The 26,420-nt window shown below is 74.2% G+C and carries 20 protein-coding genes; 10 read left to right on the top strand and 10 right to left on the bottom strand.

Annotated features, from left to right (window positions below):
- Window positions 1–69 precede the first annotated feature (69 nt).
- The 3 genes from OG370_RS05550 to OG370_RS05540 all read left to right on the top strand — a co-directional run bounded on the left by OG370_RS05550 (window position 70) and on the right by OG370_RS05540 (window position 4,975).
- Complete coding sequence (locus OG370_RS05550) at window positions 70–831, top strand: carbohydrate ABC transporter permease (protein WP_328473814.1); 762 nt, start codon at window positions 70–72, stop codon at window positions 829–831.
- Between the two features lie 120 nt (window positions 832–951).
- Window positions 952–3,027, top strand: a complete 2,076-nt coding sequence (locus OG370_RS05545) for a glycoside hydrolase family 31 protein (RefSeq protein ID WP_328461197.1) — start codon at window positions 952–954, stop codon at window positions 3,025–3,027.
- 97 nt (window positions 3,028–3,124) lie between these two features.
- Window positions 3,125–4,975 (top strand): GH39 family glycosyl hydrolase, encoded by a 1,851-nt coding sequence (locus OG370_RS05540; protein ID WP_328461195.1) that lies wholly within the window; start codon window positions 3,125–3,127, stop codon window positions 4,973–4,975.
- 173 nt (window positions 4,976–5,148) lie between these two features.
- Here OG370_RS05540 and OG370_RS05535 read toward each other — a convergent pair whose 3' ends face one another.
- The 3 genes from OG370_RS05535 to OG370_RS05525 form a co-directional block, all read right to left on the bottom strand.
- Entirely contained in the window at window positions 5,149–6,054 is a 906-nt protein-coding gene (locus tag OG370_RS05535; RefSeq protein WP_328461193.1) for a SigB/SigF/SigG family RNA polymerase sigma factor, read from the bottom strand.
- Window positions 6,055–6,184: 130 nt separating this feature from the next.
- Window positions 6,185–7,150: an acetylxylan esterase gene (locus OG370_RS05530; protein ID WP_328461191.1), complete on the bottom strand. Its 966-nt coding sequence runs from the start codon at window positions 7,148–7,150 to the stop codon at window positions 6,185–6,187.
- 315 nt (window positions 7,151–7,465) lie between these two features.
- Window positions 7,466–8,023 carry a GNAT family N-acetyltransferase gene (locus OG370_RS05525; protein ID WP_328461189.1) on the bottom strand — a complete coding sequence of 186 codons (558 nt, stop codon included), beginning with the start codon at window positions 8,021–8,023 and terminating at the stop codon, window positions 7,466–7,468.
- A gap of 450 nt (window positions 8,024–8,473) precedes the next feature.
- Between OG370_RS05525 and glgA the strand changes: the two genes are divergently transcribed.
- Both glgA and glgC read left to right on the top strand, forming a co-directional pair.
- Window positions 8,474–9,646 carry a glycogen synthase gene (gene glgA, locus OG370_RS05520; protein WP_328461187.1) on the top strand — a complete coding sequence of 391 codons (1,173 nt, stop codon included), beginning with the start codon at window positions 8,474–8,476 and terminating at the stop codon, window positions 9,644–9,646.
- 173 nt (window positions 9,647–9,819) lie between these two features.
- Window positions 9,820–11,040, top strand: coding sequence for a glucose-1-phosphate adenylyltransferase (gene glgC / locus OG370_RS05515; RefSeq protein ID WP_328461185.1), 1,221 nt, complete (start codon window positions 9,820–9,822; stop codon window positions 11,038–11,040).
- A 39-nt stretch (window positions 11,041–11,079) separates the two neighbouring features.
- On the opposite strand, the gene OG370_RS05510 is transcribed toward glgC, so the two are convergent.
- The 7 genes from OG370_RS05510 to OG370_RS05480 all read right to left on the bottom strand — a co-directional run bounded on the left by OG370_RS05510 (window position 11,080) and on the right by OG370_RS05480 (window position 18,377).
- Window positions 11,080–12,396 (bottom strand): MAB_1171c family putative transporter, encoded by a 1,317-nt coding sequence (locus tag OG370_RS05510; RefSeq protein WP_328461183.1) that lies wholly within the window; start codon window positions 12,394–12,396, stop codon window positions 11,080–11,082.
- Window positions 12,389–12,913 (bottom strand): ParH-like protein, encoded by a 525-nt coding sequence (locus OG370_RS05505; RefSeq protein WP_328461181.1) that lies wholly within the window; start codon window positions 12,911–12,913, stop codon window positions 12,389–12,391. Before OG370_RS05505 ends, OG370_RS05510 begins: the two co-directional genes overlap by 8 nt.
- A 93-nt stretch (window positions 12,914–13,006) precedes the next feature.
- On the bottom strand, window positions 13,007–13,519 hold the full coding sequence (locus tag OG370_RS05500; protein ID WP_328461179.1) for a helix-turn-helix domain-containing protein: 513 nt from the start codon (window positions 13,517–13,519) through the stop codon (window positions 13,007–13,009).
- Window positions 13,520–13,721: 202 nt separating this feature from the next.
- Complete coding sequence (locus OG370_RS05495; RefSeq protein ID WP_328461177.1) at window positions 13,722–15,107, bottom strand: MFS transporter; 1,386 nt, start codon at window positions 15,105–15,107, stop codon at window positions 13,722–13,724.
- A gap of 9 nt (window positions 15,108–15,116) precedes the next feature.
- A complete protein-coding gene (gene lanKC, locus OG370_RS05490) occupies window positions 15,117–17,774 on the bottom strand; it encodes a class III lanthionine synthetase LanKC (protein ID WP_328461175.1) in 2,658 nt (885 codons plus the stop codon).
- A gap of 115 nt (window positions 17,775–17,889) precedes the next feature.
- Window positions 17,890–18,105: a hypothetical protein gene (locus OG370_RS05485; protein WP_328461173.1), complete on the bottom strand. Its 216-nt coding sequence runs from the start codon at window positions 18,103–18,105 to the stop codon at window positions 17,890–17,892.
- Between the two features lie 107 nt (window positions 18,106–18,212).
- The gene (locus OG370_RS05480; RefSeq protein WP_328461171.1) at window positions 18,213–18,377 is read right to left on the bottom strand and encodes a hypothetical protein; all 165 of its coding nucleotides are present in this window, start codon (window positions 18,375–18,377) and stop codon (window positions 18,213–18,215) included.
- Window positions 18,378–18,642: 265 nt separating this feature from the next.
- On the opposite strand from OG370_RS05480, the gene OG370_RS05475 reads away from it, so the two are divergent.
- From OG370_RS05475 to OG370_RS05455, 5 genes are all read left to right on the top strand, one after another.
- Entirely contained in the window at window positions 18,643–20,511 is a 1,869-nt protein-coding gene (locus OG370_RS05475; protein WP_328461169.1) for a BTAD domain-containing putative transcriptional regulator, read from the top strand.
- Window positions 20,512–20,708: 197 nt separating this feature from the next.
- A complete protein-coding gene (locus OG370_RS05470) occupies window positions 20,709–21,824 on the top strand; it encodes a radical SAM protein (RefSeq protein ID WP_328461167.1) in 1,116 nt (371 codons plus the stop codon).
- Window positions 21,821–22,555, top strand: coding sequence for an iron-containing redox enzyme family protein (locus OG370_RS05465; protein ID WP_328461165.1), 735 nt, complete (start codon window positions 21,821–21,823; stop codon window positions 22,553–22,555). Before OG370_RS05470 ends, OG370_RS05465 begins: the two co-directional genes overlap by 4 nt.
- 101 nt (window positions 22,556–22,656) lie before the next feature.
- Entirely contained in the window at window positions 22,657–22,830 is a 174-nt protein-coding gene (locus OG370_RS05460; RefSeq protein ID WP_328473812.1) for an aroma-sacti cluster domain-containing protein, read from the top strand.
- A 33-nt stretch (window positions 22,831–22,863) separates the two neighbouring features.
- Window positions 22,864–26,394 (top strand): adenylate/guanylate cyclase domain-containing protein, encoded by a 3,531-nt coding sequence (locus OG370_RS05455; protein WP_328461163.1) that lies wholly within the window; start codon window positions 22,864–22,866, stop codon window positions 26,392–26,394.
- Window positions 26,395–26,420 lie beyond the last annotated feature (26 nt).

Below are 26,420 nucleotides of genomic sequence, written 5' to 3'. Positions count from 1 at the left end.
CGCGTCCAGCCTACCCGCCGGGTGCCGGCGGCGGTCAACACGCTGGCCGCCGTGGTCATCCTGGGCGTGATGCTCTTCCCGCTGTACTGGCTGCTGAACGCGTCGCTGCTGCCCTCCACCGACCTGGTGAAGAGCTCGCCGACGTGGCTGCCGGTGCACGGCACCCTCCAGGGCTACCGGCGGGCGCTGTCCAGCCAGGGCGGCCACCTTCTGGTCAGCCTCGGGGTGTCCGCGGGCACGGTGCTGCTGGTGCTGCTGATCGCGGTGCCGGCGGCGTACGGCCTGGCGAAGCTGCGCGCCCCCGGCGGGCGGCCGCTCACCTTCGCCCTGCTGATCGCGCAGATGATCCCCGGCGTGGTGATGGCCAACTCCTTCTACACCGCGGCCAACCACCTGCGCCTGCTCAACTCGCCGCTGGCGCTGGTGCTCGCCGACTCCACGCTGTGCGTGCCGTTCGCGACGCTGATCCTCCAGACCGCGATGCGCGGGGTGCCGGCCGAGTTGAGCGAGGCCGCCGTCCTGGACGGCGCGGGCCGGATCAGGACGCTGCTGTCGGTGGTCCTGCCGGTCAGCCGCAACGCGGTGGTCACCGCGAGCCTGTTCTCGTTCCTCTTCGCCTGGGCGGACTTCCTGTTCGCGGTGACCCTCACGACCCAGGACGACCGGGCGCCGGTCACCGTGGGCATCTACCGCTTCATCGGCGCGCACCTGAGCGACTGGAACAGCGTGATGGCCACCGGGATCATCGCGTCGCTGCCCGCCGCCGTGCTGCTGGTCGTCGCCCAGCGCTATGTCGCGGCCGGCGTGACCAGCGGCGCCGTCAAGGACTGAGCCGCCGCCCCGCCACCACGCCGCCCCGCCGAGCACGTCACGCCCCGCCGCCCCGCCGAGCCCCGCCGTCTCGCAGAGCCCCCGCCCGACCCGTACCTGCGCCACCCCGAGGAGAACACCTTGCCGCCCGCGTTCACCCGCACCCCGCACCGCCTCCAGTGGCGACACGGCCACCACGTGCTGGAGATCGAGCCCTGGGGCCAGGACAGCGTCCGCGTCCGGGCGGGCATGCACCGCGTCGTGGACGGGCTGCCCGGCGCGCTCGACGAGCAGCCCGCGCCCGCCCCCGAGCCCTGCCGGATCACGATCCACGCCACCCACGCGACCCTCGTCAACGGCCTGCTCACGGTGGTCGTCAGCACCGGCGACGGCCTGGTCACCGCGCTCCGCACCGACACCGGCGAGGAACTGCTGCGCGAGCAGCCGCCGCACTTCTGGTGGCCCGGCGCCCGGCACTTCGAGGCCGCCGGCGCGGGCACCTACCGTATCGAGCAGCGCTTCGCCGCCTACGACGGGGAGCGGGTGCACGGCCTGGGCCAGCACGGCCACGGCCGGTTCGACAACAAGGGCACCGTGCTCGAACTCCAGCAGCGCAACGGGGAGGTGACCGTGCCGCTGGCGGTCTCCAGCCGCGGGTACGGCTTCCTGTGGAACAACCCGGCCGTCGGGCGGGTCGAGTTCGCCGCCAACGGCACCCGCTGGGTCGCCGACCGGGCCCGCCAGCTCGACTACTGGCTCACCGCGGGCCGCACCCCCGCCGACATCCTCGCCCGCTACGCCGACGCGACCGGCCGGGCGCCGGCCTTCCCGCGCTGGGCCTCGGGGCTGTGGCAGAGCAAGCTGCGCTACCGCGACCAGGCCGAACTCCTCAACGTGGCGAGGGAGTACGCCCGCCGCGGGCTGCCGCTCGGCGTGATCGTGGTGGACTACCTGCACTGGCGCAACCTCGGCGACTGGGACTTCGACCGCCGCGACTGGCCGGACCCGCGCGCCATGGTCGACGAACTGCGCGGCCTCGGCGTGGAGTTGGCCGTGTCGGTGTGGCCGTCGGTCAGCCCGCTGTCCGCGACGTACGCCGAACTGCGGGACGCCGGGATGCTGGTGGCCACCAACAGCGGCTTCGACGTGCACGGCGACTGGCCCGACCTGGAGGGCGCCCCCGAGGGCATCGGGGTCGCCTTCTACGACGCGACCGACCCGGCCGCCCGCGCCGTGCTGTGGAGCCGGCTGCAGGAGCACTACTACAAGCTCGGCATCCGGGCGTTCTGGCTGGACGCCTGCGAGCCGGAGATGCGCCCCGGCCACCCGCACAACCTCGCCTACGCGGCGGGAGCCGGCTCGGAGGTCGCCAACCTCTACCCGCGCGAGCACGCCCGAGGGGTCCACGAGCACCTCACCGAGCAGGGCGAGACGGAGGTGCTGACCCTGGTCAGGTCCGCGTGGGCGGGCTCCCAGCGGTACGGCGCCGCGCTGTGGTCCGGCGACATCCCCGCGACCTTCGCGGCGCTCGCCGACTCGGTACGGGCCGGGCTCAACGTCGCGATGAGCGGCATCCCGTGGTGGACCACCGACATCGGCGGCTTCCACGGCGGCCACCCCGACGACGACGACTACCGCGAACTGACGGTCCGCTGGTTCCAGTTCGCGGTGTTCTGCCCGCTGCTGCGGCTGCACGGCCACCGCGAGCCGCGCGAGTTCTCCGGCCCGATCGGCACCGGCGGCGGCCCCAACGAGATCTGGTCCTACGGCGAGCGGGCCGAGGCGGCGATGACCGCGGGGCTGCGGCTGCGCGAGCGGCTACGGCCCTACCTGCACGCGCAGTTGGAGGACGGCCGGGCGAGCGGGCTGCCGCTGATGCGGCCGCTGCTGCTGGAGTTCCCCGGCGACGCGACCTGCTGGGACGTCGACGACCAGTTCCTGTGCGGGCGGGACGTGCTGGTCGCGCCGGTGCTGCGGTCCGGCGAGCGCTCCCGCCGGGTCTACCTGCCGGCCGGCGCGGTGTGGACCCACCACGCGACCGGCGTCCGCCACCCCGGCGGAGCGTGGGTCACCGTGCCGGCCGCCCTGGAGTCCGTCCCGTTCTTCCTGCGCGACGACGCCGACCCCTTCGCCGACCCCTTGGACGCCGCAGGCTCCTTCGCGGAGCCCGTCACCGACCCCGTCACCGAGCCGGCCGGCCCGCCCGGGCCCGCCTGAGCGGCCGGCGCCCCCCTACCCACGCGGCGGGCCCGGACGCCCGGGCCCGCCGGGTGCGCACCTCACCGAACCGCCCACCCCCCACCGGGAGGACCGTATGCACCGCTCGACCGCACCTCGTCCGCCGACCGATCCGCGCCGCCGCCGTCGCCGCCCGCGCGGCCGGGTCCGGCTGCTCGCCGCGCTCGCCGTCCTGGCCGCGAGCGTGCTGGCCGCCGCCGCACTGAGCCCGGCCGGGGCGTCCGCCGCGCCGGCCGCCGACAGCACCGTCGGCGTCGACCTGTCCGCCCAGGGCGCCGCCCCCAACGGCGCCGGCGCCGGCTTCCTCTACGGGCTCAGCCAGGACGGCTCGGGCCCCGCGGACAACCTGCTGCAACCGCTGAAGCCCACGCTGTTCCGCGGCGGCGGCGCACGGATCGACGGCGGCGGCTGGCTCGGCGACGGCTACCGGGCCGGCAGCGGCTACCAGGTCCGACTGGACTCCGCCCTCGACCAGGCCCGCCGGGTCACGGCTGCCCCCTACCACGCCACGTACCACCTGCTCGTCTCCGACGTGTGGGGCGCCGACACCACCCAGCCGGCCTCCACCGTCTACCCGTGCGACAACGGCGACTGCTCCAACTGGGCTTCGTTCATCGACACGTTGGTCACGGACGTGCAGGCGTCCGGGGTGAACGTGTCGTACGACATCTGGAACGAGCCGGACGGCACCGGGTTCTGGCAGCGCGGCGTCAACAGCGAGCAGTACTACCAGATGTGGGACACCGCGGTCCGCGAGATCCGCCGGCTCCAGCCGTCGGCGCAGATCGTCGGGCCGTCCTACAGCGGCTACAACCACGGCTGGCTGGACGACTTCCTCGGCCGTACCAAGGCGGACGGCACCGTTCCCGACGTGGTGAACTGGCACTTCGGCGACGACCCCGCCGCGGACGCCGCCGACGCCCGCGCGCTGCTGGCCGCGCACGGCGTCAGCGGGCTGCCGCTGACCATCAACGAGTACCTGTTCTCGCAGCAGCAGAACTCCGGCTACACCGCGTGGTTCCTCGACCGGCTCGCCGCCTCCGGGGTCAGCGCGGCAGCCCACGCGATCTGGACCGACTGCTGCGGTGCCGGCACCCTCGACTCGGTGCTGTCCGGCGGTCAGCCCACCGGACAGTGGTGGGTCTACCAGGCGTACGCCCAGCTCAGCGGGAAGCTGCTGAGCACCACCGGCAGTGGCGGCATCGCGGTCGCGGCGAGCGCGGACGCGGGCGCGCAGCGGGCGTTCGCACTGATCGGCAACAACTCCGGTCAGGGCGGCAGCACCACCGTGGACTTCACGAACCTGTCCGCGACGCCGTACCTGGTCGGCAACGGCGCCGTGCACGTGACGGTGCGGCGCATCCCGGACCAGACCGCGCTGAGCGCGCCCGCCACGGTCTTCGACGGCGACGTCACCCCGGACGGCGGCACGCTGCACGTGCCGGTCACGCTGCTCGCCGGCACCGACGCGTACACCGTCACCCTCACCCCGGGCAACGGCTCCACCGGGCCGGTCACCGGCACCGTGACCGTGGACGGCAACGACACGGCGGCCGGCGACGTCGACCACTTCGGGTACGGGCCGAACTGGGGTGTCACCAACGGCGTCGCCGACATGTACGACTCCACCGCCAACTGGACCTACACCGCGGGCGCTTCGGCGACGCTGTACTTCACCGGCAGCAAGGTCGCGCTGCACGCGGTGCGCGATGTCGACCAGGGGCAGATGTCCCTGGCGGTGGACGGCGGCACCCCGGTGAGCGTCGACGACTACGCGCCGAGTCGCAACGCGTCGGGGGTGGTGTGGACCAGCCCGCAACTCGCCTCCGGCGCACACACGTTGACGATCATCAACACCGGTGGCCGCAACCCGGCGTCCAGCGGGACCAACATCGCGGTGGACAGCGCCGACATCAGCACGCCGTAGGGCGGGCGCTCAGATCCGGCGGGCGCTCGATCCGGCGGACGTGTGACGGCGTGCCGCGCGGATACGGCGGCCGCGGCCCGGACGGGGGGAAGTGCCGGGTCGCGGCCGCCGTGCCGCGTGGAAGGGGCCACGCGGCCTGTCGCGGTCGGTTCGGGGGATGCCACATGGGCTGCTCACTGCTGGACGAGCAGTCCCGCGCGCAGCTTCGCCACGATGCGGCTGAGCAGCCGGGAGACGTGCATCTGCGAGTACCCCAGCACCTCGCCGATCTGGGACTGGGTCATCTCCTCGCCGAAGCGCATCCGCAGGAGGGTGCGGTCGCGGTCGGAGAGCCGGGCGATCAGCGGGGCCAGGCTGCCGAGGTTCTCCACGAGTTCCATCGACGGGTCGCACTCGCCGATGGTGTCGGCCAGGGTGCGGCCCTCGCCGTCGGGGCCGGCGTCGGCGTCCGACCACGGCACGTCGAGCGACCCGGCGGTGTAGCCGTTGGCGGCGACCAGGCCGTCCAGCACCTCGGACTCGCCGATGTCGAGGTAGCCGGCCAGCTCGGCCACGGTCGGGTCGCGGTCGAGCAGCAGCGACAGGTGGTCCTTCGCCTTGCTCAGCTCGACCCGCAACTCCTGCAGCCGGCGCGGCACGTGCACCGCCCACGAGGTGTCGCGGAAGAACCGCTTCATCTCGCCGACGATGTACGGGATCGCGAAGGTGGTGAACTCCGTCTCGCGGGACAGGTCGAACCGGTCGATCGCCTTGATCAGCCCGATCGTGCCGACCTGGACGATCTCCTCGCGGTCGGTGGCCGGGCGGTTGCGGTAGCGGCCGGCGACGAAGTGCACCAGCGCGAGGTTCATCTCGATCAGGGTGTTGCGCGCGTAGCTGTAGGCGGGAGTGCCCTCCTCCAACTCCTGGAGGCGGTCGAAGAAGAGCTTCGACAGCACCCGTGCGTCCTTCGGCGCGACCCGGGTCGCGTGCTCGATCCACGGGAGGCCGCCGGGCGCCTGCCGCTGCGGCTCACCGGCCTGCCGGACGCAGGTCGCGGTCCCGTTGGTGCTGCTCGACTGCTGCGTGTTCGCGGTCACGTCATCGCCTCGCACTCCAAGGACGGTCAACCGCGCGCCTGCCCGCCGACCGCCGCCGTATTCCTGCTTTTTCCGGGGCGGTTCACCGACGAGGGCCGGCCGGGCCGCGGGTCCGGTCCGGCCGCGCCGCTCAAAGGTACTTCGGCAGCCACTCCAGACGGAGGGCCTCCTGGTGGGCGCCGCCGCCCTCATGGCCGTTGAAGTCGTAGACCTCGATGGTCTTGTCGTGGTGCCCGTAGGCGTTGAACGCCGCGAACACCGTGGAAGGCGGGCAGGTCATGTCCAGCAGCGCGGTCGAGAACAGCGCGGGCGCCCGGCCGCGGGCGGCGAAGTGCACGTTGTCGAAGTAGGCGAGGGTGGCGAACACCCGCTCGCGCTCCGGGCGGTGGGTGGACAGGTAGACGGCGATCTCGCGGTACGGCGGCGCGTCGGTGATCCGCGCCGCGCGCGGCAGGTCGCACAGGAACGGCACGTCGGGCGCGGTCGCGACGAGGTCGGGCACGAGGCCGCCGACCGCGATCGTGAGCGCGCCGCCCTGGCTGACCCCCGTCACCACCGTGCGGGCGGCGTCGGCCAGCGGGTGGGTGCGGGCCGCCTCCACCGCGCGTACGCCGTCGGTGATCACCCGCCGGTAGTAGAAGTCGTCGCGGTCGGTGATGCCCCGGGTGAGGAAACCGGGCGTGGCCGAGCCCGAGCCCACCGGGTCGGGGGTGTCGCCCGTGGACCAACTGCCGCCCTGCCCGCGGGTGTCCATCAGGAAGTGCGCGTATCCCGCCGACGCCCACGTCAGACGCTCGTGCGGCAGGCCGCGCCCGCCGCCGTATCCGATGAACTCCACGACCAGCGGGAGCGGTTCGCTCGTCCCGGCCGGCACGGTGAACCAGCCCTTGATCCGGTGGCCGCCGAAGCCGGAGAACTCCACGTCGTACGTCTCGACGGTCCGCAGCGCGGTCGCGACCGGCTCGAAGCGCGCGTCGAGGTCATGGGTGCGGGCCTGCGCCAGCGTGTCCGCCCAGAACCGGTCGAAGTCCGGCGGCTCGACCGCGTCGCTGCGATAGGTCCTGAGCTGTTCCATCGGCAGGTCGAACTGGGCCATTGGTACGTTCCCCTCCGCGGCTGGGCACCACACGTCCCGGATACGGTACTTGGCAGGGCCGGCCGTGTCCGCCCCGGGTCGTCGCACGTCAGAGGGTGCGGGCGGGCCGCGCGGGCGGGGCGCGTGCAGGGGCGGCCGCGGTGACCGCGGTGGCCGCGGTGGCCGTGAAACGGGCCGTACCCCCGGCGAGCGGGGGTACGGCAGGTGATGAGCGGGTCATGCCTTGGGACCGCGCTCAGGGGCGGGCCGGCCTTGGCCGGGGTCGGTGGTGCAGCCGCCCTTGCGGCAGTTCACGTCGGGGCAGGACATCTCGGATCACCTCTTTTCTGCCAGGTCGTCGGGCACACAGTCCAGGAGCAGTTTGTCCACCCGCCGGCCGCGCCACAGCGCGGCGCTGCGCAGCCGTCCGGCGGTGTGGAAGCCGGCCTTCAGGTAGGCGTTGACCGCGGTGGTGTGCGGGGCCAGCACCTCCAACCACACCGCGCTCAGCGACGCGATGGAGAACGCCCAGTCGAGAGTGAGTGCGGTGGCTTCGGTCGCGTAGCCCCGGCCGCGGTGCTCCGGGGCGATCACGAGGGTGAGTTCGGCGGTGTTGACCGCCTGGTCGACACTGAGCGCGGTGGTGCCGACCGGCACCGCGCCCTCGGTGGTGACCACCTCGAACAGCTGGTAGTGCCTCGAGGTGTGACTGCTCAGGAATCGGGCCTGGAACACCTCCCAGGACACCGGCCAGCGGGCACCGAAGCCGACGACCGTCGCCGGGTCGGTCTCCCACCGGTGGTAGTCCTGCATCATCTCTTCCCTCGCCAATGCCAGTGCCAACCGCTCTCCGGCGCGCAGTGGCAGAGGTGCGAGGGAGTGGGGGGTGGTCATCACGTGTCGTCTCTCCCATACGTGTGCCCGGAACCGGGGGGTGGCAGCCGTCCATAAAGCGTCATTCCGCAGCCGGTCCGCCGGGGCGGGATCTGCCGTATTGCCGCGGGCGCAGCGGGGTTGTGCTTGCCTGTGGGCACGTCCCAGTGGACCCACGAATACGCCGGCGCCCCATTCGTCAGTAAACGGCCGTTACGGTGATTGCGGGCGGTCATGGGTGGCAAACGGGTGGCAACCAGGGGCAAGAGGTGACAACGGGTCGACTGTGGCCGAATACGGGTCAACCGACACCCACCCGCACCGCGTCCGTGCGCCGGTTCACGTGCGGGCGCTCCCCCGGGCCTTCGCCGAACGGCGCGGGCGCCCCCGGAACCCGACCCGTCCACCGGGATAGCTCCGCCCGTTACCGGGGAAGGCAAGGAGCACGGTTGCCAACGGTCGGAGGTCCCCATGAAGGTCGCACTGCTGACCCGGGAGTATCCCCCGGACGTCTACGGCGGCGCGGGCGTGCACGTCGAGTTCCTGGCCCGCGAACTGCGCGCCCTGCTCGACCTCGAAGTGCACTGCTGGGGCGAGGGAAGCGCCGCCGGAGTGGTCCGCCACCGCGCGCCCACCACCCTCGACGGCGCCAACGACGCGCTGCGCACCTTCGCCGTCGACCTGCAGATGTCCGCCGCCCTCCAGGGACGCGACCTGGTGCACTCCCACACCTGGTACGCCAACCTCGCCGGCCACCTCGGCAAGCTCCTGCACGGCATCCCGCACGTGCTGACCGCGCACTCGCTGGAGCCGCTGCGCCCCTGGAAGGCCGAGCAACTCGGCGGCGGCTACGCCCTGTCGAGCTGGGCCGAGCGCACCGCGATGGAGTCCGCCGACGCCGTCGTGGCCGTCTCCGACGGCATGCGCGGCGACATCCTCGCCTGCTATCCGGCGCTCGACCCCGACCGGGTGCACGTGGTGCGCAACGGCATCGACACCACCACCTACCGGGCCGACCCGCGCACCGACGCCCTCACCCGGGTCGGCATCGACCCCGACCGCCCCTACGTGCTGTTCGTCGGCCGGATCACCCGGCAGAAGGGCGTGCCGCACCTGCTGCGCGCCGCCCGCGCGATCGACCCGGCCGCGCAGCTCGTGCTGTGCGCGGGTGCCCCCGACACCCCCGCCCTGGACCGGGAGTTCAGGTCGCTGTTCGACGAACTCAGCTCGGTGCGCGACGGCGTGCACTGGATACCGGCGATGCTGCCGCGCCCTGCCGTGGTGCAACTGCTCACCCATGCCGCGGTGTTCGTCTGCCCGTCGGTGTACGAGCCGCTGGGCATCGTCAACCTGGAGGCGATGGCGTGCGGCACCGCGGTGGTCGCCTCCGCGGTCGGCGGCATCCCCGAGGTCGTCGACGACGGCGAGACCGGACTGCTGGTGCCCTACCGGGAAGGCCACGCCGAGGAGTTCGAGGCCGGGCTGGCCCGGGCCCTGGACCGGGTGCTCGGCGACCCCGCGGCCGCGGCCCGGATGGGCGAGGCGGGACGGCAGCGCGCGGTCCGCGAGTTCGGCTGGGACACCGTCGCCCGCCGCACCGCCGACCTGTACGAGGCGGTCGTCAAGGCCGGCGCGGCGCCGTAACACGTGCCGCCGTAACGCGTGCCGCCGCGGACGAGGACGCGGCGCGCGAGGAGCGGTCGTACGGAGGCACAGGGTACGGCGAACGGTCGTAGGGAGAGCAGGCGTACGCGGGCACGGCGTACGCGGACACGGCGTACGGAATCGACTCATCACGACGAACAAAGGGGGCGCCGATGCGCGGTGGTGGACCTTCGGTCCTTGGCATAGTGCTGGCCGGCGGCGCGGGGAAGCGGCTGATGCCGCTCACCGCCGACCGGGCGAAACCGGCCGTGACGTTCGGCGGGACGTACCGCCTGGTCGACTTCGTGTTGTCCAACCTGGTCAACGGCGGCATCCTGCGGATCTGCGTGCTGACCCAGTACAAGTCGCACAGCCTGGACCGCCATGTCACGACCACCTGGCGGATGTCCAGCCTGCTGGGCAACTACGTGACGCCGGTGCCCGCCCAGCAGCGGCTCGGCCCGCGCTGGTACCTCGGCAGCGCCGACGCTATCCTCCAGTCGCTCAACCTCATCCATGACGAACAGCCCGACTACGTCGCGGTGTTCGGCGCCGACCACGTCTACCGGATGGACCCGCGGCAGATGCTGGACCAGCACGCCGAGCACGGCGCGGGCGTCACCGTCGCCGGGATCAAGGTGCCCAGGGCCGAGGCGTCCGGGTTCGGTGTGATCACCCCCGGCGCCGACGGGGTGCAGGTGGAGCGCTTCCTGGAGAAGCCGGCCGACCCGCCCGGCCTGCCCGGCGACCCCGGTCATGTCTTCGCCTCGATGGGCAACTACGTCTTCACCACCAAGGCGCTGCTGGAGGCGCTGCGCGAGGACGCGGAGGACCCGCAGTCCGTGCACGACATGGGCGGCAGCATCCTGCCCCGGCTCACCTCCCAAGGCGCCGCGCACGTCTACGACTTCGACGCCAACCACGTCCCCGGCGAGACCGCCCGCGACCACGGCTACTGGCGGGACGTCGGCACCCTGGACGCGTACTACGAGGCGCACATGGACCTCATCTCCGACCGGCCCGCCTTCAGCCTCTACAACCGTGACTGGCCGATCCACACCAACCCCGGGTCGCTGCCGCCCGCGAAGATCGGCGCCGGCGGCATCGTGGGGGAGTCCGTGATCAGCCCGGGCTGCGTGGTCCGCGGGCAGGTCACCCGCTCCGTGCTGTCACCGGGCGTCATCGTGGACTCCGGCGCCGTCGTCCAGGGCTCGGTTCTCCACCACAACGTGCGGGTCGGCCGCGGCGCCATCGTCCGCGGGGCCGTGCTCGACAAGAACGTGGACGTCCCGCCCGGCGCCACCATCGGCGTCAACCCCGAGCGCGACCGAGAGCTGTACACCGTCTCCGACGCGGGCGTGATCGCGCTGGGCAAGGGCAGCCAGGTGGGCTGACGGCAGGCCGCTCACGCGCTGCCGCCGACGGGAGCCGGCTCAGCCGGTCCGCGGGCCGGCGCCGTCCGCGTCGGAGCGGGGGGCGCCGGGCACGCCGGAGCCGCCGGAGCCGCCGGGTCCGCTCCCGGCGTCCCGGCGGCTGACGTCCACCGCGTGGCGGACGCGGCGGCGGACGTCGGCGACGGCGGGCGAGCCGGTGAAGGCGGCGGTCACCTCCAGCAGCCAGGCGGTCTCCGCCGCCACCGTCCCCGGCACCGGGGGCGGCACGGGTGCCGCGGGCGTCGGCCGCGGGGCGCCCGCCGCGTCGCACCGCCGTCCGGCCCGCTTGTTCTCCAGCGCCGCCGCGATGGTGGCCGCTTCGAGCACCGCGTGCCGGTCGCGGTCGCGGTCCTCGGCTTCGGCCTCGGCCGTCCACCGGGCGACATCGGAGTCGAAGTACGGGCGCAGCGCCAGATGGCCGTCGTGGATCTCGATCACCCGCCGGTAGAGGGCGAACTCGGCACGTGGCAGGCCAGGACGGCGGTCGGTCACCGACGGGTCGAGGGCGATCTGCGGCAGTTCGCGGTGCAGGGCCGACCACAGTGGTTCCAGCGCCCGGTAGCGGTGGTAGGCGCGCAGCCACCGCACGGGGGCGCCGAGGGCGTCGCCCCACAGCGTGGCGGTGGCGCCGCCGGTGGCGAGCAGCGCGGTGATCGCGCCCAGCGCGGAGGACACCATGTCCTCGCCGATGTCCTGGTTGCCGGTGCTCAGATCGGAGATCACGTCGTCCAGCGTCCACGCGGTCCAGGCGGCACCGAACGCGGCGGCGAGCATCATCAGCCGCAGCCCCGTCCGCAGCAGCCCCGGGGCGGTGCGCTCGACGTGGTCGGCGAGTTCCCTCGCCAGGACCAGCAGGCACCAGGCGCCGTAGGCGGCGAAGAGCGCGCTGTACGACGCCAGGGCCCACCGGTGGCCGGGGGAGACCGAGAGCTGCTCGCTCGTGGTGGCGGGGCGGGCCGCGAGGAAGAGGGCCACGGACGCCGCCAGGGTCGCACCGGCGGCCCAGACCTGGCGGCGCACCGCACGCCGTCCGGCTGTCGGGGACCTGAGGGCGTAGGCCACCAGCACGAGGAAGGCGAAGGCGGCCAGTTTCAGGTCGTGGGTGATCAGCCCGACCAGCGTGTCGAGGGTCGGATCACGCGACAACCTGTCAGTGACGGAAGGGGCGTTGAAGACCAGCGCCAGGCCCATGCACAGCGCGAATCCAGAGACGTGGCGCTGCGCGGAGTCCGCCCGCGCGCCGCGGGTGATCGCCAGCCGGTGGGCGCCGAAGACCAGGAAGAACGCGGCCCCGAGGAACGACAGCAGGTCAGCCATCGGCGCGGCCCGGCGCCGGGGCCTCCGGGATGCCGAACAGCCGCTCCAGCCGCGCCCGTTGGGGGTGGGGCGGCGGCGCCGGGCGGGTGCTGCCGGCCGCCTGGGCGGTGCGGGTCAGGATCAGGGAGGCGACCAACTCGGCCTCCTGCTCCTGCGGTTCGGTGTACACGGTGCGGCCGAGCACCCGCTGGACCAGGGACGCCGATAAGTGCGGCAGCAGGACCTGGGCGGCGGCCGACGCGGCGGGCGCGGTCTCGTGGTGGCCGCAGATCAGGTGGGCCGCCTCGTGCAGCAGGATGTGCTGCTGGTGCAGGGCGGTGGTGTCGGCCGCGTACACGATGCAGTCGGCGCGGTCGGTGGTGACCAGTAGGCCGCACGGGGTGTCCCGCGCGGAGGAGACCGGCACCAGCTCGATCGGACGGCCGCGGGTGCCGGCGAGCATCCCGACGAAGACGGTCGCGTCGAACGGGCTGGGCAGGTCGAGCGCGTCCACCGTCCGCCGGCAGCGCTGCCACATGGCCCGACTTCCGTCACTTCTGGTATGTCTCACACGCTGTCCCTTTGTCCGCCGGCCGGAACCGCGAGATCTCACGGAGGAGTTCGAGCACGCTCAGAGTTCGCGACTCGGTGAACCGCGCTCCCTGCGGGCGAGCACGTCGATCATGTCGCTGATCGTGGCCGCGTCTTCGGGGGAGAGGTTGACCGCGCGCAGCGCCATGCTGCGCACGCCGGCGTCGCGCAGCGCGCCGAGCAGCTCCAGCTCCTTGGTGATGGCGGCGCCCTGCTCGTCGTCGAAGAAGTATCCGACGGGGACGTCGAAGAACTGTGCCAGGGCTTCCAGATGGCGCTTGGTGGGATTGTCACGGCGCCCGGTGCGCAACTGCCACAGGTACGTCGCGGAGAAGCTCTCGCCGGTGGCCTCACGGCAGGCGCGGGCGACTTCCTCGTGGCTGTACGGCTCGCGGGTCGGGCGCCGGATGACCTGGAAGAGCGCGTCGATCTTGCCGGCAAGCGTGGAGGTGGAGTCGGAGCCGGAGTCAGCGGACGTGGCGGCCGGACCGCTCGTGGAACCCGCCGCCGAACTGCCCCTGGAATCGGCCGCGGTGGGAGTGTTCTCGCCCATCATCCGCCTCCCCCACGTCGTGCCGGCCAGGCTGGGGTACCCCCGCACCCGGGTTCATCCTAGCTGGTGCCCCCACGATCCCGGAATGGCCGGCAGGCGTGTGCCGGCCCATCGGCGGCGGTGCACCCGCTCCCGGCACCGCCGCCGACTGCCGTACGTGACAAGGGAGTCGCTGTCCGTCCGCCTTCCGGCGGCGGCCCGCTCAGACCGGCGCGGGCGCCGGCTCCGGCGCGCTCTCGGTGCGCCGCGCGGCGCGCAGCGCGGACGGCAGGCTCAGCGCGATGCCGGCCAGGGCGATCAGCCCCATGGTCCACAGCGCCCCGCGCACCCCGATCCAGTCGCCGAGCACACCGCACCCCAGCGCGCCGACCAGGCCGGCCGCCGCCAGGCACACCTGGAGCGCGGCCATCGCCCGGCCGAGCGTCTCCTCCGACATGTCGGAGACCAGTACGGAGCTGACGGCCACGTTGGCGATCGCGCCGAAGAAGATCGGCAGTCCGATGCCCATCGCCGCGCAGAACGCGGCCAGCGGCAGCGGCCCGGCGGCCAGCGGCAGCAGCATGCTGCAGACCATGCCGGCGGTGAAGGCGCCCAGCATCACCCGGCGGGCGTTGCGCCCCGGCGTCAGCACCCGTCCGGCGACGGCGGAGCCGGCCAGGCCCATCAGCCCCGACAGCGCGAAGAGGGAGCCGTACGCGGCGGTCGGCAGGTGGATCACCCGTAGCAGGAACGGTCCGGTGAGGGTGGTGACGCCGGCCAGCGTCGCGGCCGGCACGATGATGAACACGCCCAGCGCGCGGTGGAAGGCGTCCCCGGTGAAGACCCGCATGCCGGCCATGGCGCCGCGCAGCATGGTCAGCACCGAGGGCGCGGGGCCGCGTGGCACGAGATCGGGGGCGCGCATGGTCAGCAGGGCGGCGGCGCTGAGCGCGTAGCTCGCCACGTCGACCGACAGCGCGGCGGCCGCGCCGAGCACCGCGATCGCGGGTCCGGCCAGCAGGCGGCCGACGAGCGCGGCGCCGTACTGTCCGGCCTGGAGTCTGGCGCGGGCGCCCCCGATGCCGTCGGGGCCGACGAGTTGGCGCAGGTGCAGGAAGTACACGGCCGTGGAGAGGGTGGACGCGCCGCCCATGACGGCGCAGAGCAGGCCCAGCCAGAGCAGCGAGACGGCGCCGGCGGCCAGCCCCAGGGCGACCACGCCGACGGCCACCGCGCAGACCAGGTCGAGCAGGATCAGCGCGCGGCGCGGGTGGACGAGGCGGTCGGCGAGCGCGCCCGCGGGGAAACCGAAGAGCAGGATCGGGGCGGTGGCGGCGGCGCTGATCAGGCCGATTGCTCCCGCGGAGGCGTTGAGGTGCACCACGGCCACGACCGGCAGCGCGATCGCCGTGAAGACGGAGCCGAAGGCGGAGGCGGTCTGGCCGCACCAGTAGAGGTTGACGTCGCGGTCGACGGCCCAGCCCGAGCCGCCCGCCTTCGCGCTGTCCGTCTTCGTGCCGCCCGGGTCCGTGCCGCCTGTGTCCGTACCGGCGGCGCTCACGCCGTCCGTCGCCTCGCCCGCCGGCCCGGCGGCTCTCTCACGGCTCATCGGTGCACCTCACCGGGTCACGACGGGACGGGCGTACGCGCCGGCCAGCGCGTCCACGGTGAACAGCGGATCGGGCGCGGGGTCCAGGAGTTGGGTCAGGAAGAGCAGCACGCCCGCCGAGCCGCTCCACAGGTCGGCGCTGAACCGCATGAGCTGGTCGCCGAGGAAGCGGACGCCGGTCTCGTGCGGCACGGCGAACTTGAACAGCCCGCGCGCGCTGCGGATCGCGTCGGCCCTGGCCGCTTCGTCGCCCGTCGCCTCCGCGTACTCGGCGAGGCCGAAACCGAGGCCGGACAGCCCCTGGCACAGGCCGGGCATCACGGTGTACGTGGTGCGCATCGGGACCAGCAGCAGCGGCAGCGCCCGCGCGAGCCGGTCGTCGTCCACCACCCGCGCGTAGCGGACGGCGGTGTGCGCGACCGACGCGGAGCCGCAGTAGAGGTACGGCAGGCTGCGCTGGTCGGTGGCGGAGACCGGGAAGGCCAGGCCGGGCGCCTCGGGGTCGGTGGCGCGGTCGAGTTCGGCGTGCAGCAGCCGTACGCCGCGGCTCAACCCGTCGGCCGACCCGGTGACGGCGGCGAGCTGCTGGAGCATCAGGGCGATGCCGGTCCGGCCGTGCATGACGCCGGTGGCGTCGTCGGGGCCGAGGCACTCGGTGAGGTCGGCGTCGGAGGGCAGCGCCTCCGCCAGCTCCAGAGCCCGCTCGATGTGCGACGCGTCGCGGGTGCGGCCGTACATCGCCAGGTGGGCGAGGGCGACGCCGGAGGTGCCGCCGAAGAGCGTCGCCGACGACCCCGAGGTGATGAGGGGGTGCTGGTCCGCGACGGCGAGCAGGTCCCGCGCCTCGTCCAGCATGCCGTGGTCGGCGAGCACCCAGGCGATGCCCGCGGCGCCGGCGAACAGCCCCGGGGCCAGGCGCTCGACGCCGCCGAACGCGTCGTCGCGCAGCCGCTCCAGCGCCCCTTGCGGCAGTGCGCGGCCGGCCCGGGTCAGGGCGTGCAGGACGCCCGCGGAACCGTAGGCGAGGCACTGGGTGTTGCTGTGGTAGCCGTCGGCGATGGTGGGGAACACCCGGTCGGGGTGGGTCGGGTCGGCCATGGCGATCAGCGCGTCCGCGGTACGGTCCCGCAGCTCGGCGAGGTGCCGCAGCGGGTCGGCGGCCACCTCTGCGGGCGACGGGAGGGGCGTGACGCCCTTCACCGCGGCGCGCGGCTGGTGGAACCTGACGGCCTTGCGCCACAGCGGCTCCGGCAGCGGCGCCCGCTCCAGCAGGTCGGCGCGCAGGTGGGCGAGGGTGTCGGGGTTGCGCTGCGCCACCTGGTGGTAGGGCCCGACGAGCAGCAGGGCCAGGCCGGCCAGCCCGTACTCGTCGTGGATCAGCCGGTCGTCGCCGACGAGGTCGGTGGGGACCGCGTAGCCGGGGGTGCCCATCACCAGGATCTCGTCGGCGTCCGCGCGCTGGGCGGCCTCGAAGTCGACCAGCCGGATGCCGTCGTCCTCGTCGACCATCACGTTGCCGGGACTGACGTCGACGAAGAGGTAGCCGGCCGCGTGCAGTTGCTCCAGCGCGCTCTCGATCCGCGCGAGCACCTTCTCGCAGCGGGCGTAGTAGTCGCCGTACTCGTGGGGTGCGCGACCGACGCCGAGCATGGCGTGGTGGGCGACCATCCAGCGCTGGAGCGTCTCGCCCTCGATGAACTCGGTGACGAGGAAGTCGTGCTCCCACTCGCGGAAGTAGGCCAGCGGTTGCGGGGCCAGGCCGGGCGCCGTCTCGTGCAGCGCGGTCAACGTCGCCCACTCGGAGCGCAGTTGGTCGGGCGCGGTGGTCTCGCCGTGGGCGATGCCGGTGTGCGCGCGGGCCTCCTTGATGAACACCTGGCGGCCGGTGGCCTGTTCCAGGCCGCGGTAGGCGCCGCCGGAGTTGGTGAACTGCAGGGCCTCCTCGAAGACGTATCCGTGGAAGCTCACCGAACCCGCCTTGCGGGCCGACCCCGTCCTGCGTGCTGACCCCGCCTTGCGGGCCGGCTTCGCGCCGGCGGGGCGGCGCTCGGCGAAGGGGTCGGTGATGCCGGGCGGGAGGTGGAAGGACACGCCGCGGCGGTCCTCCCGGAGCTCGCCGTCGGCGCCGCGGACCAGCAGGGTGTGCGTGCCGTCGGCGTTGACCCGCTCGCGCGGCAGGAAGGCGCCGTAGCGGTAGTGGACGGTGCGTGAGTCCCGGTAGCGCCGGTCGGTGAGGATGAACGGGCCTTCCTCGTCGGCGAGTTCCGTGCGCAGCCGCTCCATGAGGGCGCGGGCTGCGGGGACGCTGGTGGGATACGCGGCGATGAACTTGCCGCTCTGCTGCCGGGCGGCCTGCTTCTGGTGCGTCCACCAGTAGAAGAGCTGGCCGGCCAGGTGCTTGAAGGCGACGTCCTGCGCGAAGCAGACGGCGGCGACGGTGTCGAGGACGTGCTGCTGGCGGCCGGGTCGCGCGGACACGTGCACCTTCCAGCCGTCCTCGACACCGCGCAACTGCCTTCCCCGGTGCCACATCGTCCAGATGCCGGACTCGGTCTCGGTCCAGCCGTCCGGTACCCGCTCGGGACGGTAGATCTCCCCGCGGTCGCGGGTGGTCTCCAGCGGTGCGTAGAAGTCTCGGTCCGCGACGACGAACGGGAACGGGATCATGGGCCTCTCCGGTACGGATCGACGGATCGACGGGGCGGATCGACGGGGCGGCCGGCCGGGGCGGCGGGCCGGCTTCGCGCCGGCGGGGCGACCTCGGGCGGGCGTCGGGCGGGCGTCAGCAGCAGACGATGACGCTGGTCGCGCTGAGCGAGGTGGGGACTGGGGCGGTCACGGACGTCTTGACGTCCATCCCCTGGAGGTCGAGCGGCCCCGCGAGGTGTGCCTCCACCTCGAACTCGCCCCCGTCGGCGGCTGGTTCGGGCGCGCTCTGCCCGTCGTCGGGCGTAGCGGAACTGGGCACTGCGGAACTGGGTTCTGCGGCATCGGCCATGGTCGACTCCTGTCGGTTCCGGGCCTCCGGACGGCCCGGGCGGGCCGCACCGGCACAACGCGTGTGTGGGTGGCGCGCCGCGAGGGCGCGCCACCCACATCGTCCGGTCAGGCGCAGGCAGCCAGGCTGACCGTGCTGCCGGGGGCCACCACCGGCGAGTTCACACCCATCTCCTGGAGGTCCAGCGGGGCCTCGGAGTGCGCCTCGACCTCGTTGTCGGTCTCGGTCTCGGCGGCGTTGTCCTCGTTGGTCGGGTCGACGGCGTCAGCCATGATCGTCTCCTCGTCTCGGCGGATGTGAAGCGTTGCTGGGAACGTCTCAGAAGGTAGGACCGGCGAATTCGGAACCGGTCTATCCGCGGTATGAGGTCGGTATCGCCGCAGTTCGGCGGGGGTTGGCGGCAACAGCCCCGAACGATGGGGACGTTGCCCTGTTCACCTGGGCGACATCGTCTGATATAAGTCATCCGGCTGATGTCATTCATCTCAGCTCACGATCCGCTGTCCGGATCAGCCGGTGGGAAAGGTGAAACCAGAAATGGCCGAACCAGCGCAAACCGCGCACGACAGCCTGCGGCTCACCGTCCTCGGTCCACTGTCCGTCGGCACGGCCGGCGGCCCTCTCCCGCTCGGTCCGCTCAAGCAGCGGTTGCTGCTGGCGATGCTGCTGTGCCGCCCCAACACCCCGGTGTCGCTCGACCTGTTGACCGACACCCTGTGGGACGGCAGGCCGCCGCGCACCGCGCGCAAGAACATCCAGGTGTACATCTCCGCGCTGCGCAAGCTGCTGGACCGGGTCGGGGCCGGCGAGCGGCTCGCCCATCACGCGGGCGGCTATCTGTTACGGGTGCGCGACGACGAGCTGGACGCCCTGCGCTTCCAGCGGCTGGCCAGGTCCGCCCGCGAGGCCACCGCGCAGGGCGCGTTAGGACCGGCGTCCCGGATGCTGCGCGAGGCGCTCGGTCTGTGGCAGGAACTCCCGCTGCGCGAGCTGCGCTTCTCGCCCGCCGTCAGATCCGAGGCGGAACGCCTCGACAGCCGCCACCTCCAGGTCTACGAGGACTGGGCCGAGGTCGAGCTGCGGCTCGGCCGCGCCACCGAGGTCGCCGAGACCGTGGGGGACCTGGTCGAACGCCACCCCGAGCGTGAACGGCTCCGCGCGGTCCAGATGACCGCGCTGTTCGACCAGGGCCGGCAGACGGAGGCGCTCGCCGCGTACGCCGGACTGCGCCAACTGCTCGCCGTCGAGTACGGACTTCAGCCCAGCGCCGCGCTGGAGACGCTCTACCGGTCGATCCTCGGCGGCGGTCCGCACGAGCCCGGCGGCCCCTTCGCCGCCTCCGGCGGGCGGACCGCGCCGCGCCGCGCGGGCGGCGCGCTGGGCACCCTCCTCCCGCAGGACCTGGCGGACTTCACCGGCCGCGACCGGCATCTGCGGTCGCTGCGCGGCCTGTTGGACGGCGAGCGGCGCCTCACCGTCCTCACCGGTCCGGTCGGCACCGGCAAGACCGCGCTCGCGGTGCACACCGCGCACGGTCTGGCGGCGGAGTTCCCCGACGGCCGGGTGCTGCTGCGGATGCGCGACGCGACCGGCCATCCGCGCCCGGCCGCCTCGCTGGTGACCGAACTGGCCCGGATGGCCGACCTCCCCGAACAGCGGGACGAGAGCGACGCCGACGAGGTCGCCGCCGCGTGGCGGGCCTGGCTGGCACCCCGCCGGGTCCTGCTGGTGCTGGACGACGCGGCCGACGAGGCGTCCGTGCGGCCGCTCGTCCCCGACACCGGCGCCAGCGCCGTACTGGTCACCGCACGCGCCCAGTTGGCGGGACTGGTGGCGGCGAACCGGCTGGAGCTGGCCGCGTTCGACCAGGCCGAGAGCCTCGAACTGCTGGGCCGGATCGTCGGGCACGAGCGGCTACGGTCGTGTCCGGAGGCGGCCGAAGGGATCGTGGCCGCGACCGGGATGCTGCCGCTCGCGGTCAGGGTGAGCGGCCTGAAACTCGCGGTGCGGCGGTACCTGCCGCTGTGCGAGTACGCCGAGCGGCTGGCCGACAGCAGGGCCGTCCTGGACGAACTGGTCGCGGGCGACGCCGACGTGCGGCCGCGGCTGGCGAGCGGATGGAGGGAGCTCGCCGCGGCGGACCAGGCCACGCTCTGCCTGCTGGCGGAGCTGCCCGAGGGGCCCTTCACGCTCCGCCAGGCCGCCGAGGCGCTCACCTGCGACCAGGACGACGCCCTGCACAAGCTGGAGTCGCTGATGGACGCGGGCGCGCTGCCGGCGCCGGACTGCGAGGTCACCGCGCACGCGGCGCTGTACGAACTTCCGCGGTTGGCGAAGGTCTACGCGCGTGAACAATCCCTTCGGCAGGCGCTGCACGTGCGACCGCTGCCCCGCGCCACCGCCTGAGGCCCGGGCGGCGGGCACCCGCTTCCGGACCGGCGGAGGTGGTCGGGAAGCGGGGGCCCGCAAGCGTGCTCCGGAAGCGGTGCCCCGCAAACGGTGGCCGCCGCCCGGTCGCCCACGGCTCCGAGCTGCGGACATACCGTTTCCATACCGTTTCCGACCTTGCCTCGAACCGCACCCGCCGACACTTCGGGAGGACGATGAGGGAGCGTGTGATGGAACTCGCCGAACTGATGACACTGCGTCCGCTGCCGGGCGCGGGACTGCTTCTGACCGTCACCGGCCGTTGCCCCCTGCACTGCGCGCACTGCTCCACCTCCGCCACCATGGCCTCGGGCGAGCCGGACGCCGCTCAACTCCGCTCCTTCGTCGGCACCTTCACCCCCGAGCAGCATCCCTCGGTGCTGATGATGACCGGCGGAGAGCCTTTGCTGCGGCCCGAGTTGGTCGCCGCGATCGCCAAGTCCGCGCGTACGGCGGGCACCAGGACCGCGCTGCTCACTGGCGCCTTCTTCGCCGGCCGCGTTGACCGCCCCGGGCAGGCCGCGGCCGTGCCGGAGCGGATCTGGCGGGCCGTCACCTCCGTCGACCACTTCTCGGTGAGCCTCGACGCCTTCCACGAGCGCGAGACCGGCCGCGCCCCCGTGTTCGCCCTCGTCCGGCGGGTGTTGGACGCCGGCATCGCCACCAGCTTCCACCTGGTCGGCGCCGGCACCGACGACCCGTACCTCGCCGACGTCACCGCGGACATCCGCCGCACCTTCGGCGACCGCGTCCCGATGCTCGTCAACTCGCTGCGCCGGGTGGGGCGCGCCGCCTCCTGGGCCACCGCCGACACCGCGCTGCCCGATCCGGAGCGGGCGCTGCCCTGCTCGATGGCCGCCTGGCCGGTCGTCGCGGCCGACGGCACGGTCGTCGCCTGCTGCAACCAGGACGTCGTCGACCGCAGACCCGCCCCCGTCCACCTGACGCTCGGCCACATCGGCACGGACGGCTGGCCGGCGATCCGGACCCGGGTGCTCGGCTCGCCGGTGCTACGGATGATCAGGACCGTCGGCCCGGCCAACCTCCAGCACCGGTACGGCGCCGCCGGGTCGGCCGCGGTGCGCCGCGGCTACTGCGAGGGCTGCCGCGCGGTCGGCGACGACCCCGCCGTGCTGGCCGCCGTGACCGCGGCCGGCGGCGGGCCGGCGGGCGCGCTACTGGACCGGTACGCCGCCCGCGGCCAGGCCGAGGCGGGCGCGGTCGCGCTGGTGCGGCGGCACGGCTGCGCGCCGTACGCCGACCTGGTCGCGCTGTTCGGAGCGGAGCGATGAGCGCCGGTACGGCGGTGTCCGCGAGCACGGCGCTGCGGGCCCGGCTGCGGCTGACCGCGCCCGCGGTGCGGTCCGCCACCGCCGCCATGTGGCGCTCGCCCGGACTCGTCCCGCGCTACGGCGGCTACCTGGCGGCGATGCACGGCGTGATCCGCGCGTCGGTGCCGCTGATGGAACGGGCGGTGCTGCGCTGCGCCGAAGTCGGTCCCGCGGAAACGGTGTTCGGCCCGGCCGACCCGGTGTGCGGGCCGCTCGCGGAGTACCTGCGGGGGCACATCGAGGAGGAACGCGGCCACGACGACTGGCTGCTGGCCGACATCGCCGCGCTGGGCGGGGACCCCGCGGTGGTCCTGGACCGGCAGCCGCCGCCCGTCGTCGCCCGGCTGGCCGGCGCGCAGCACTACTGGATCGAGTACCACCATCCCGTCGCGCTGCTCGGCTACATCGCCGTACTGGAGGGCAACGCGCCCGCGCCCTGGCTGGCGGACCGGATCGCCGCCGCCGGGGTGCCCGAGGCGGCGCTGCGCACCGTACGCGGCCATGCCGAGCTGGACACCGGACACACGGCGGCGCTCTTCGCCCTGCTCGACGAGCTGCCGTTGGACCCGTCCCTGGTGAACGCGGTCGTGATGAGCGCGCTGCACACCGTGGACGGCCTCGTCGAGCTGTTCGCGCACATCGGCCGGGCAGCGGAGCCGGATCACTCCAGGGAGAGGACGCACACGTCATGAGCGACGGGGCGGCGCAGGACCGGAACGGCAACGGCAACGGCAGCGGCAGCGGGACCGGGCGGGGCGCGGTCGGCGGCCACCCGGCCGACGACACCCTCGACGTGCTGGAGTCACACGGCTTCGGCGTCTCCGAACTCACCGAGGAGCAGCGGGACGTGCTGCGCGCGCTGAGTTCCGAGGAGCTGTCGATGATGCTCGACATCAAGGCGCGGCTGGACGAGGTGGGCCCCGAGGTGCAGGCCCACAGCGAGATCGCCGGAGGCGCGCTCTTCTGAGCCGCTCCACGACCAGCGGGAAGGGACCCGACCATGCGCTGCGCTGCGTGCGATGCCGAGCTTCCGTCCGAGGCGCGTTTCTGCCCGTCCTGCGGCACCCCGGCCGCCGTGCGGGCCCCGGGAGTACCGCAGGAGGAGCGCAAGGTCGTGACCGTGGTCTTCTGCGACCTGGTCGGATCGACGGCGCTGTCCGGCGTGCTCGATCCGGAGACGCTGCGCACCGTGGTGCTGCGCTACTTCGAGCGGATGCGGGAGTGCCTGGAGGAGTTCGGCGGGACGGTCGAGAAGTTCATCGGCGACGCCGTGATGGCCGTCTTCGGCGTCCCGGTGACCCACGAGGACGACGCGGCGCGGGCGCTGGCCGCCGGGCTGGCCATGCTGGACGCCGTGCAGCGGCTCAACGACACCGAGTTGGGGCCGTCGCTCGGCATCAGGATCGGCGTCCGGATCGGCATCAACACCGGCCCCGTGGTAACGGCGTCGGACGTCTCGTCCCGGCAGGCGCTGGTGTCGGGGGAGACGGTCAACGTCGCGGCGCGGCTGGAGCAGAACGCCGCCGAGGGCGAGGTGCTGATCGGCCCGGAGAGCCGCCGGGCCGCGGGGGCGAGCGCCCTGACCGAACGCGTCGGCCCGCTGCGGTTGAAGGGCAAGGAGGACGCGGTCACCGCGTACCGGCTCGTCGCCGTGGTCGAGGAGGAGCCGGAGGTCACCCGCCGCTTCGACGTGCCCTTCGTCGGCCGGACCCGCGAACTGGCAGTTCTGCGGCAGGCGTTGGGCACCGTCGCGGCCCGGGACGGCCGTGGCCCGAACCTGGTGACGGTGTTCGGCGAGGCCGGCATGGGCAAGACCCGGCTGATCCACGAGTGGCGCAAGCGGTCCGGCCGCGCCTTCAACTACGGCTCGGGGCGCTGCCGTCCGTACGGCGAGCGCGGCAGCCTGGCGCCGCTGGCCGACGCCGTACGCCAACTCCTCGACGAGTTCCCGGACCTGTGGCCGGTGCGGGCCGACGACTCCGGGGCGGTACGGGAGTTGGGCGGCGCCCGGTGCGCCGCGGCCGGCGCCGCCTCGTCCGATCCGGCCGCCGCGGAACGCGACGAGGTCGGCGCCGCGCTGGCCGTGCTGTCGGCCGGGCTGCTGGAGGACGGCACGCCGAACCCGTCGACGGACGACACCTGCGCGGCACTGACCGGCCTGCTGGGCGTGCTCGCGCGCAGCCGCCCGGTCGTGCTGGTGCTGGACGACCTGCACTGGGCGAGCGATCCGCTGCTTGCGGTGGTCGCCACGCTGTGCGCCGAACTCGCCGCCGCCGGCGTGCTGTTCGTCTGCGCGGCGCGTCCCGACCTGGCCGACCGCCGCACCGGATGGGGCGGCGGCGGGGCGCGGTCGCTGACCCTGCCCGGCCTGACCACGGCGGAGGCCGAGGCGGTGGCCGACGCGCTGACCGAGGTCGGCGCGCACTGGGACGGCGGGAGGAGCCCGGCCGGGACCGCTACGGCGGCCGGTGCCGGGGCCGGCCCTGGCGCCCTGGCCGGCTCCGCCCGGGGCGGCCGGGGTACGCGTGTGCCGCCGCAGGTCCTGGAGTCCGCCGGCGGCAACCCCTTCTACCTGGAGATGCTCATCGCCGCCCTCACCCAGCCGGACTCCGGGTACCGCCCCGACGGCGGCGGCGACCTGCCGACCACCCTTCAGGCGCTGCTCGGCGCGCGGATCGGCGCGCTCGGCCGCGCGGAGCGCGCCGCGCTGGACATCGCGGCCGTCGCGGGGCGGGAGTTCACCGCCGACGAGGTCGCCGACCTGGTGGCCGGCGACCGGGAGGGCGCACCCGGCGGCGCGCTGCACGCCACGGAAGCGCCGGCGGCGGAACCGGAGTCGCCGGCTCCGGTACCGGGGCCGGTCGGCGCGGCCCTCGCCCGGCTCGGCCGGCACCGCCTGCTGCGGCCCGCGGACCGGCCGCGGCCGGGCACGTACCCGCTGCGCTTCAGCAGCGGTCTCGTGCACGAGGTCACCTACCAGTCGATGGCCAAGCGGACCCGGGCGGAGCGGCACGAGCACGCCGCGCGGGCGTTGGCCGACCGGCTCGCGGGCGGGGCCACGCCAAGCGGCGGCGCGTCGGACAGCGGCGCCACGGGCACCGGACCTTCGGGCAGCGGCCCGTCGGGCGGCGCGCAGGACGCACCGCCCCGCGGCACCCGGCGCCTGCCGTCCGCCGAGGCGACCGCCGCCGTCGCCGGGCACCTGGAGCACGCCTACCGCTACCGCGCCGAGCTCGGCGTCCTCGGCGCCCACACCGACGAACTGCGGCTGGACGCCGTCCGGTTGCTGATCGACAGCGGTTCCAGGGCGCTTGCCCGCTCGGACCTGGCCTGGGCGGCGGGGCTGCTGGAGCGGGCCGTGGAGCTGGCCGCCGACGGCGAGCCCGAGTGGGCGGCGGCGGCCCGGCGGCTCGGCGACGTACTGCTGGCGACCGGCCGTACGGACGAGGGCCGGGCGCTGCTGCTGGGAGTGCTCGCCGCGGCGGACGCCGAACCGCGCGAGGCGGTGCGCCCGGTGGAGGCCGCGCACGCGCGGCTGGCCCTGGCCGCCGTGTCCGCGGCCCCCGACGGGAGCAGCGCGGGAACCGTCGCCCAATGGGCGCTGCCGGTCTTCGAGAGTGCGGGAGACGACCTCGGACAGGCGCGGGCGTGCATCCGGATCGCGCAGGAGCGGCAGTCGCACGGCCGGCACGTGGCGGCCGACGGCCTGCTGTCCCGGGCCCTGACGCACGCCCGCCGGGCAGGTGCGGAACCCGAACGGGCCCTGGCGCTGGGCGCGATCGGCGTCTCGCTGTGGCGCGGCCCGCAGCCGGTCCCCTCGGCGGTCGCCCGCAGCCGCGCGCTGCTGGCCGAGCACGGGGAGCAGCGCCCCACCGTACGGCTCACGCTCAACTGCCCGCTCGCCGTGCTGCTCGCGCTCCAGGAGCGGTGGGACGACGCGCACGCCTGCCTGGCCAGGGCCCGGCGGCTGGCCGGTGAACTCGCTTACGCCGAGGGCCGCGTGGTGCTGCCGCTGTTCGCCGCCGCCGTGGCGGCGCTGGCGGGTGAGGGCGGCCGGGCGCTGGACCTGCTCGACGAGGCCGACGGCGCCGCCGCGAGCCTCCAGGCCGACGGCCTGCGCGGGGTGGTGGCCCGGGAGTCGGCCCGGCTGCTGCTGGACGCCGGCCGCTACGGCGACGCGGCCACGCGGCTGGCGCGGGCCCCGGGCACGGCGGCGGCCGAGCCGGCGGACGGCGACCAGGCCGCCTCGGACACCGCCGACCTCGACGGCCTCCAGGCCAGGATCGCCGCCGCGCGCGGCAGCGCCGAGGAGGCCGAGGCGCTGGCCGCCCGCGCGGTGCGCACCGCGGCCGGCACCGACTCGCCCGTCCTGCTGGCGACCGCCTGGCTGGACCGGGCCGACGTCCTGCGCCAGGCCGGCCGCGCGGACGACGCGCGTCAGGCCGCCGCCCAGGCCGCCCGGCAGTTCGAGGCCAAGGGCCACCTGCCCGGGGCGCGGCACGCCGCCGGATGGCACCGGGTCCCGACATGAGCCGCCCGCCGCCGGGCCGCCGCACC

Origin of the sequence: Streptomyces sp. NBC_00448 (genome assembly GCF_036014115.1) — a bacterium.
Taxonomy (GTDB): domain Bacteria; phylum Actinomycetota; class Actinomycetes; order Streptomycetales; family Streptomycetaceae; genus Actinacidiphila.
Note: the sequence above shows the minus strand (reverse complement) of the source record. Positions and strands in the feature narration are given on the sequence as shown.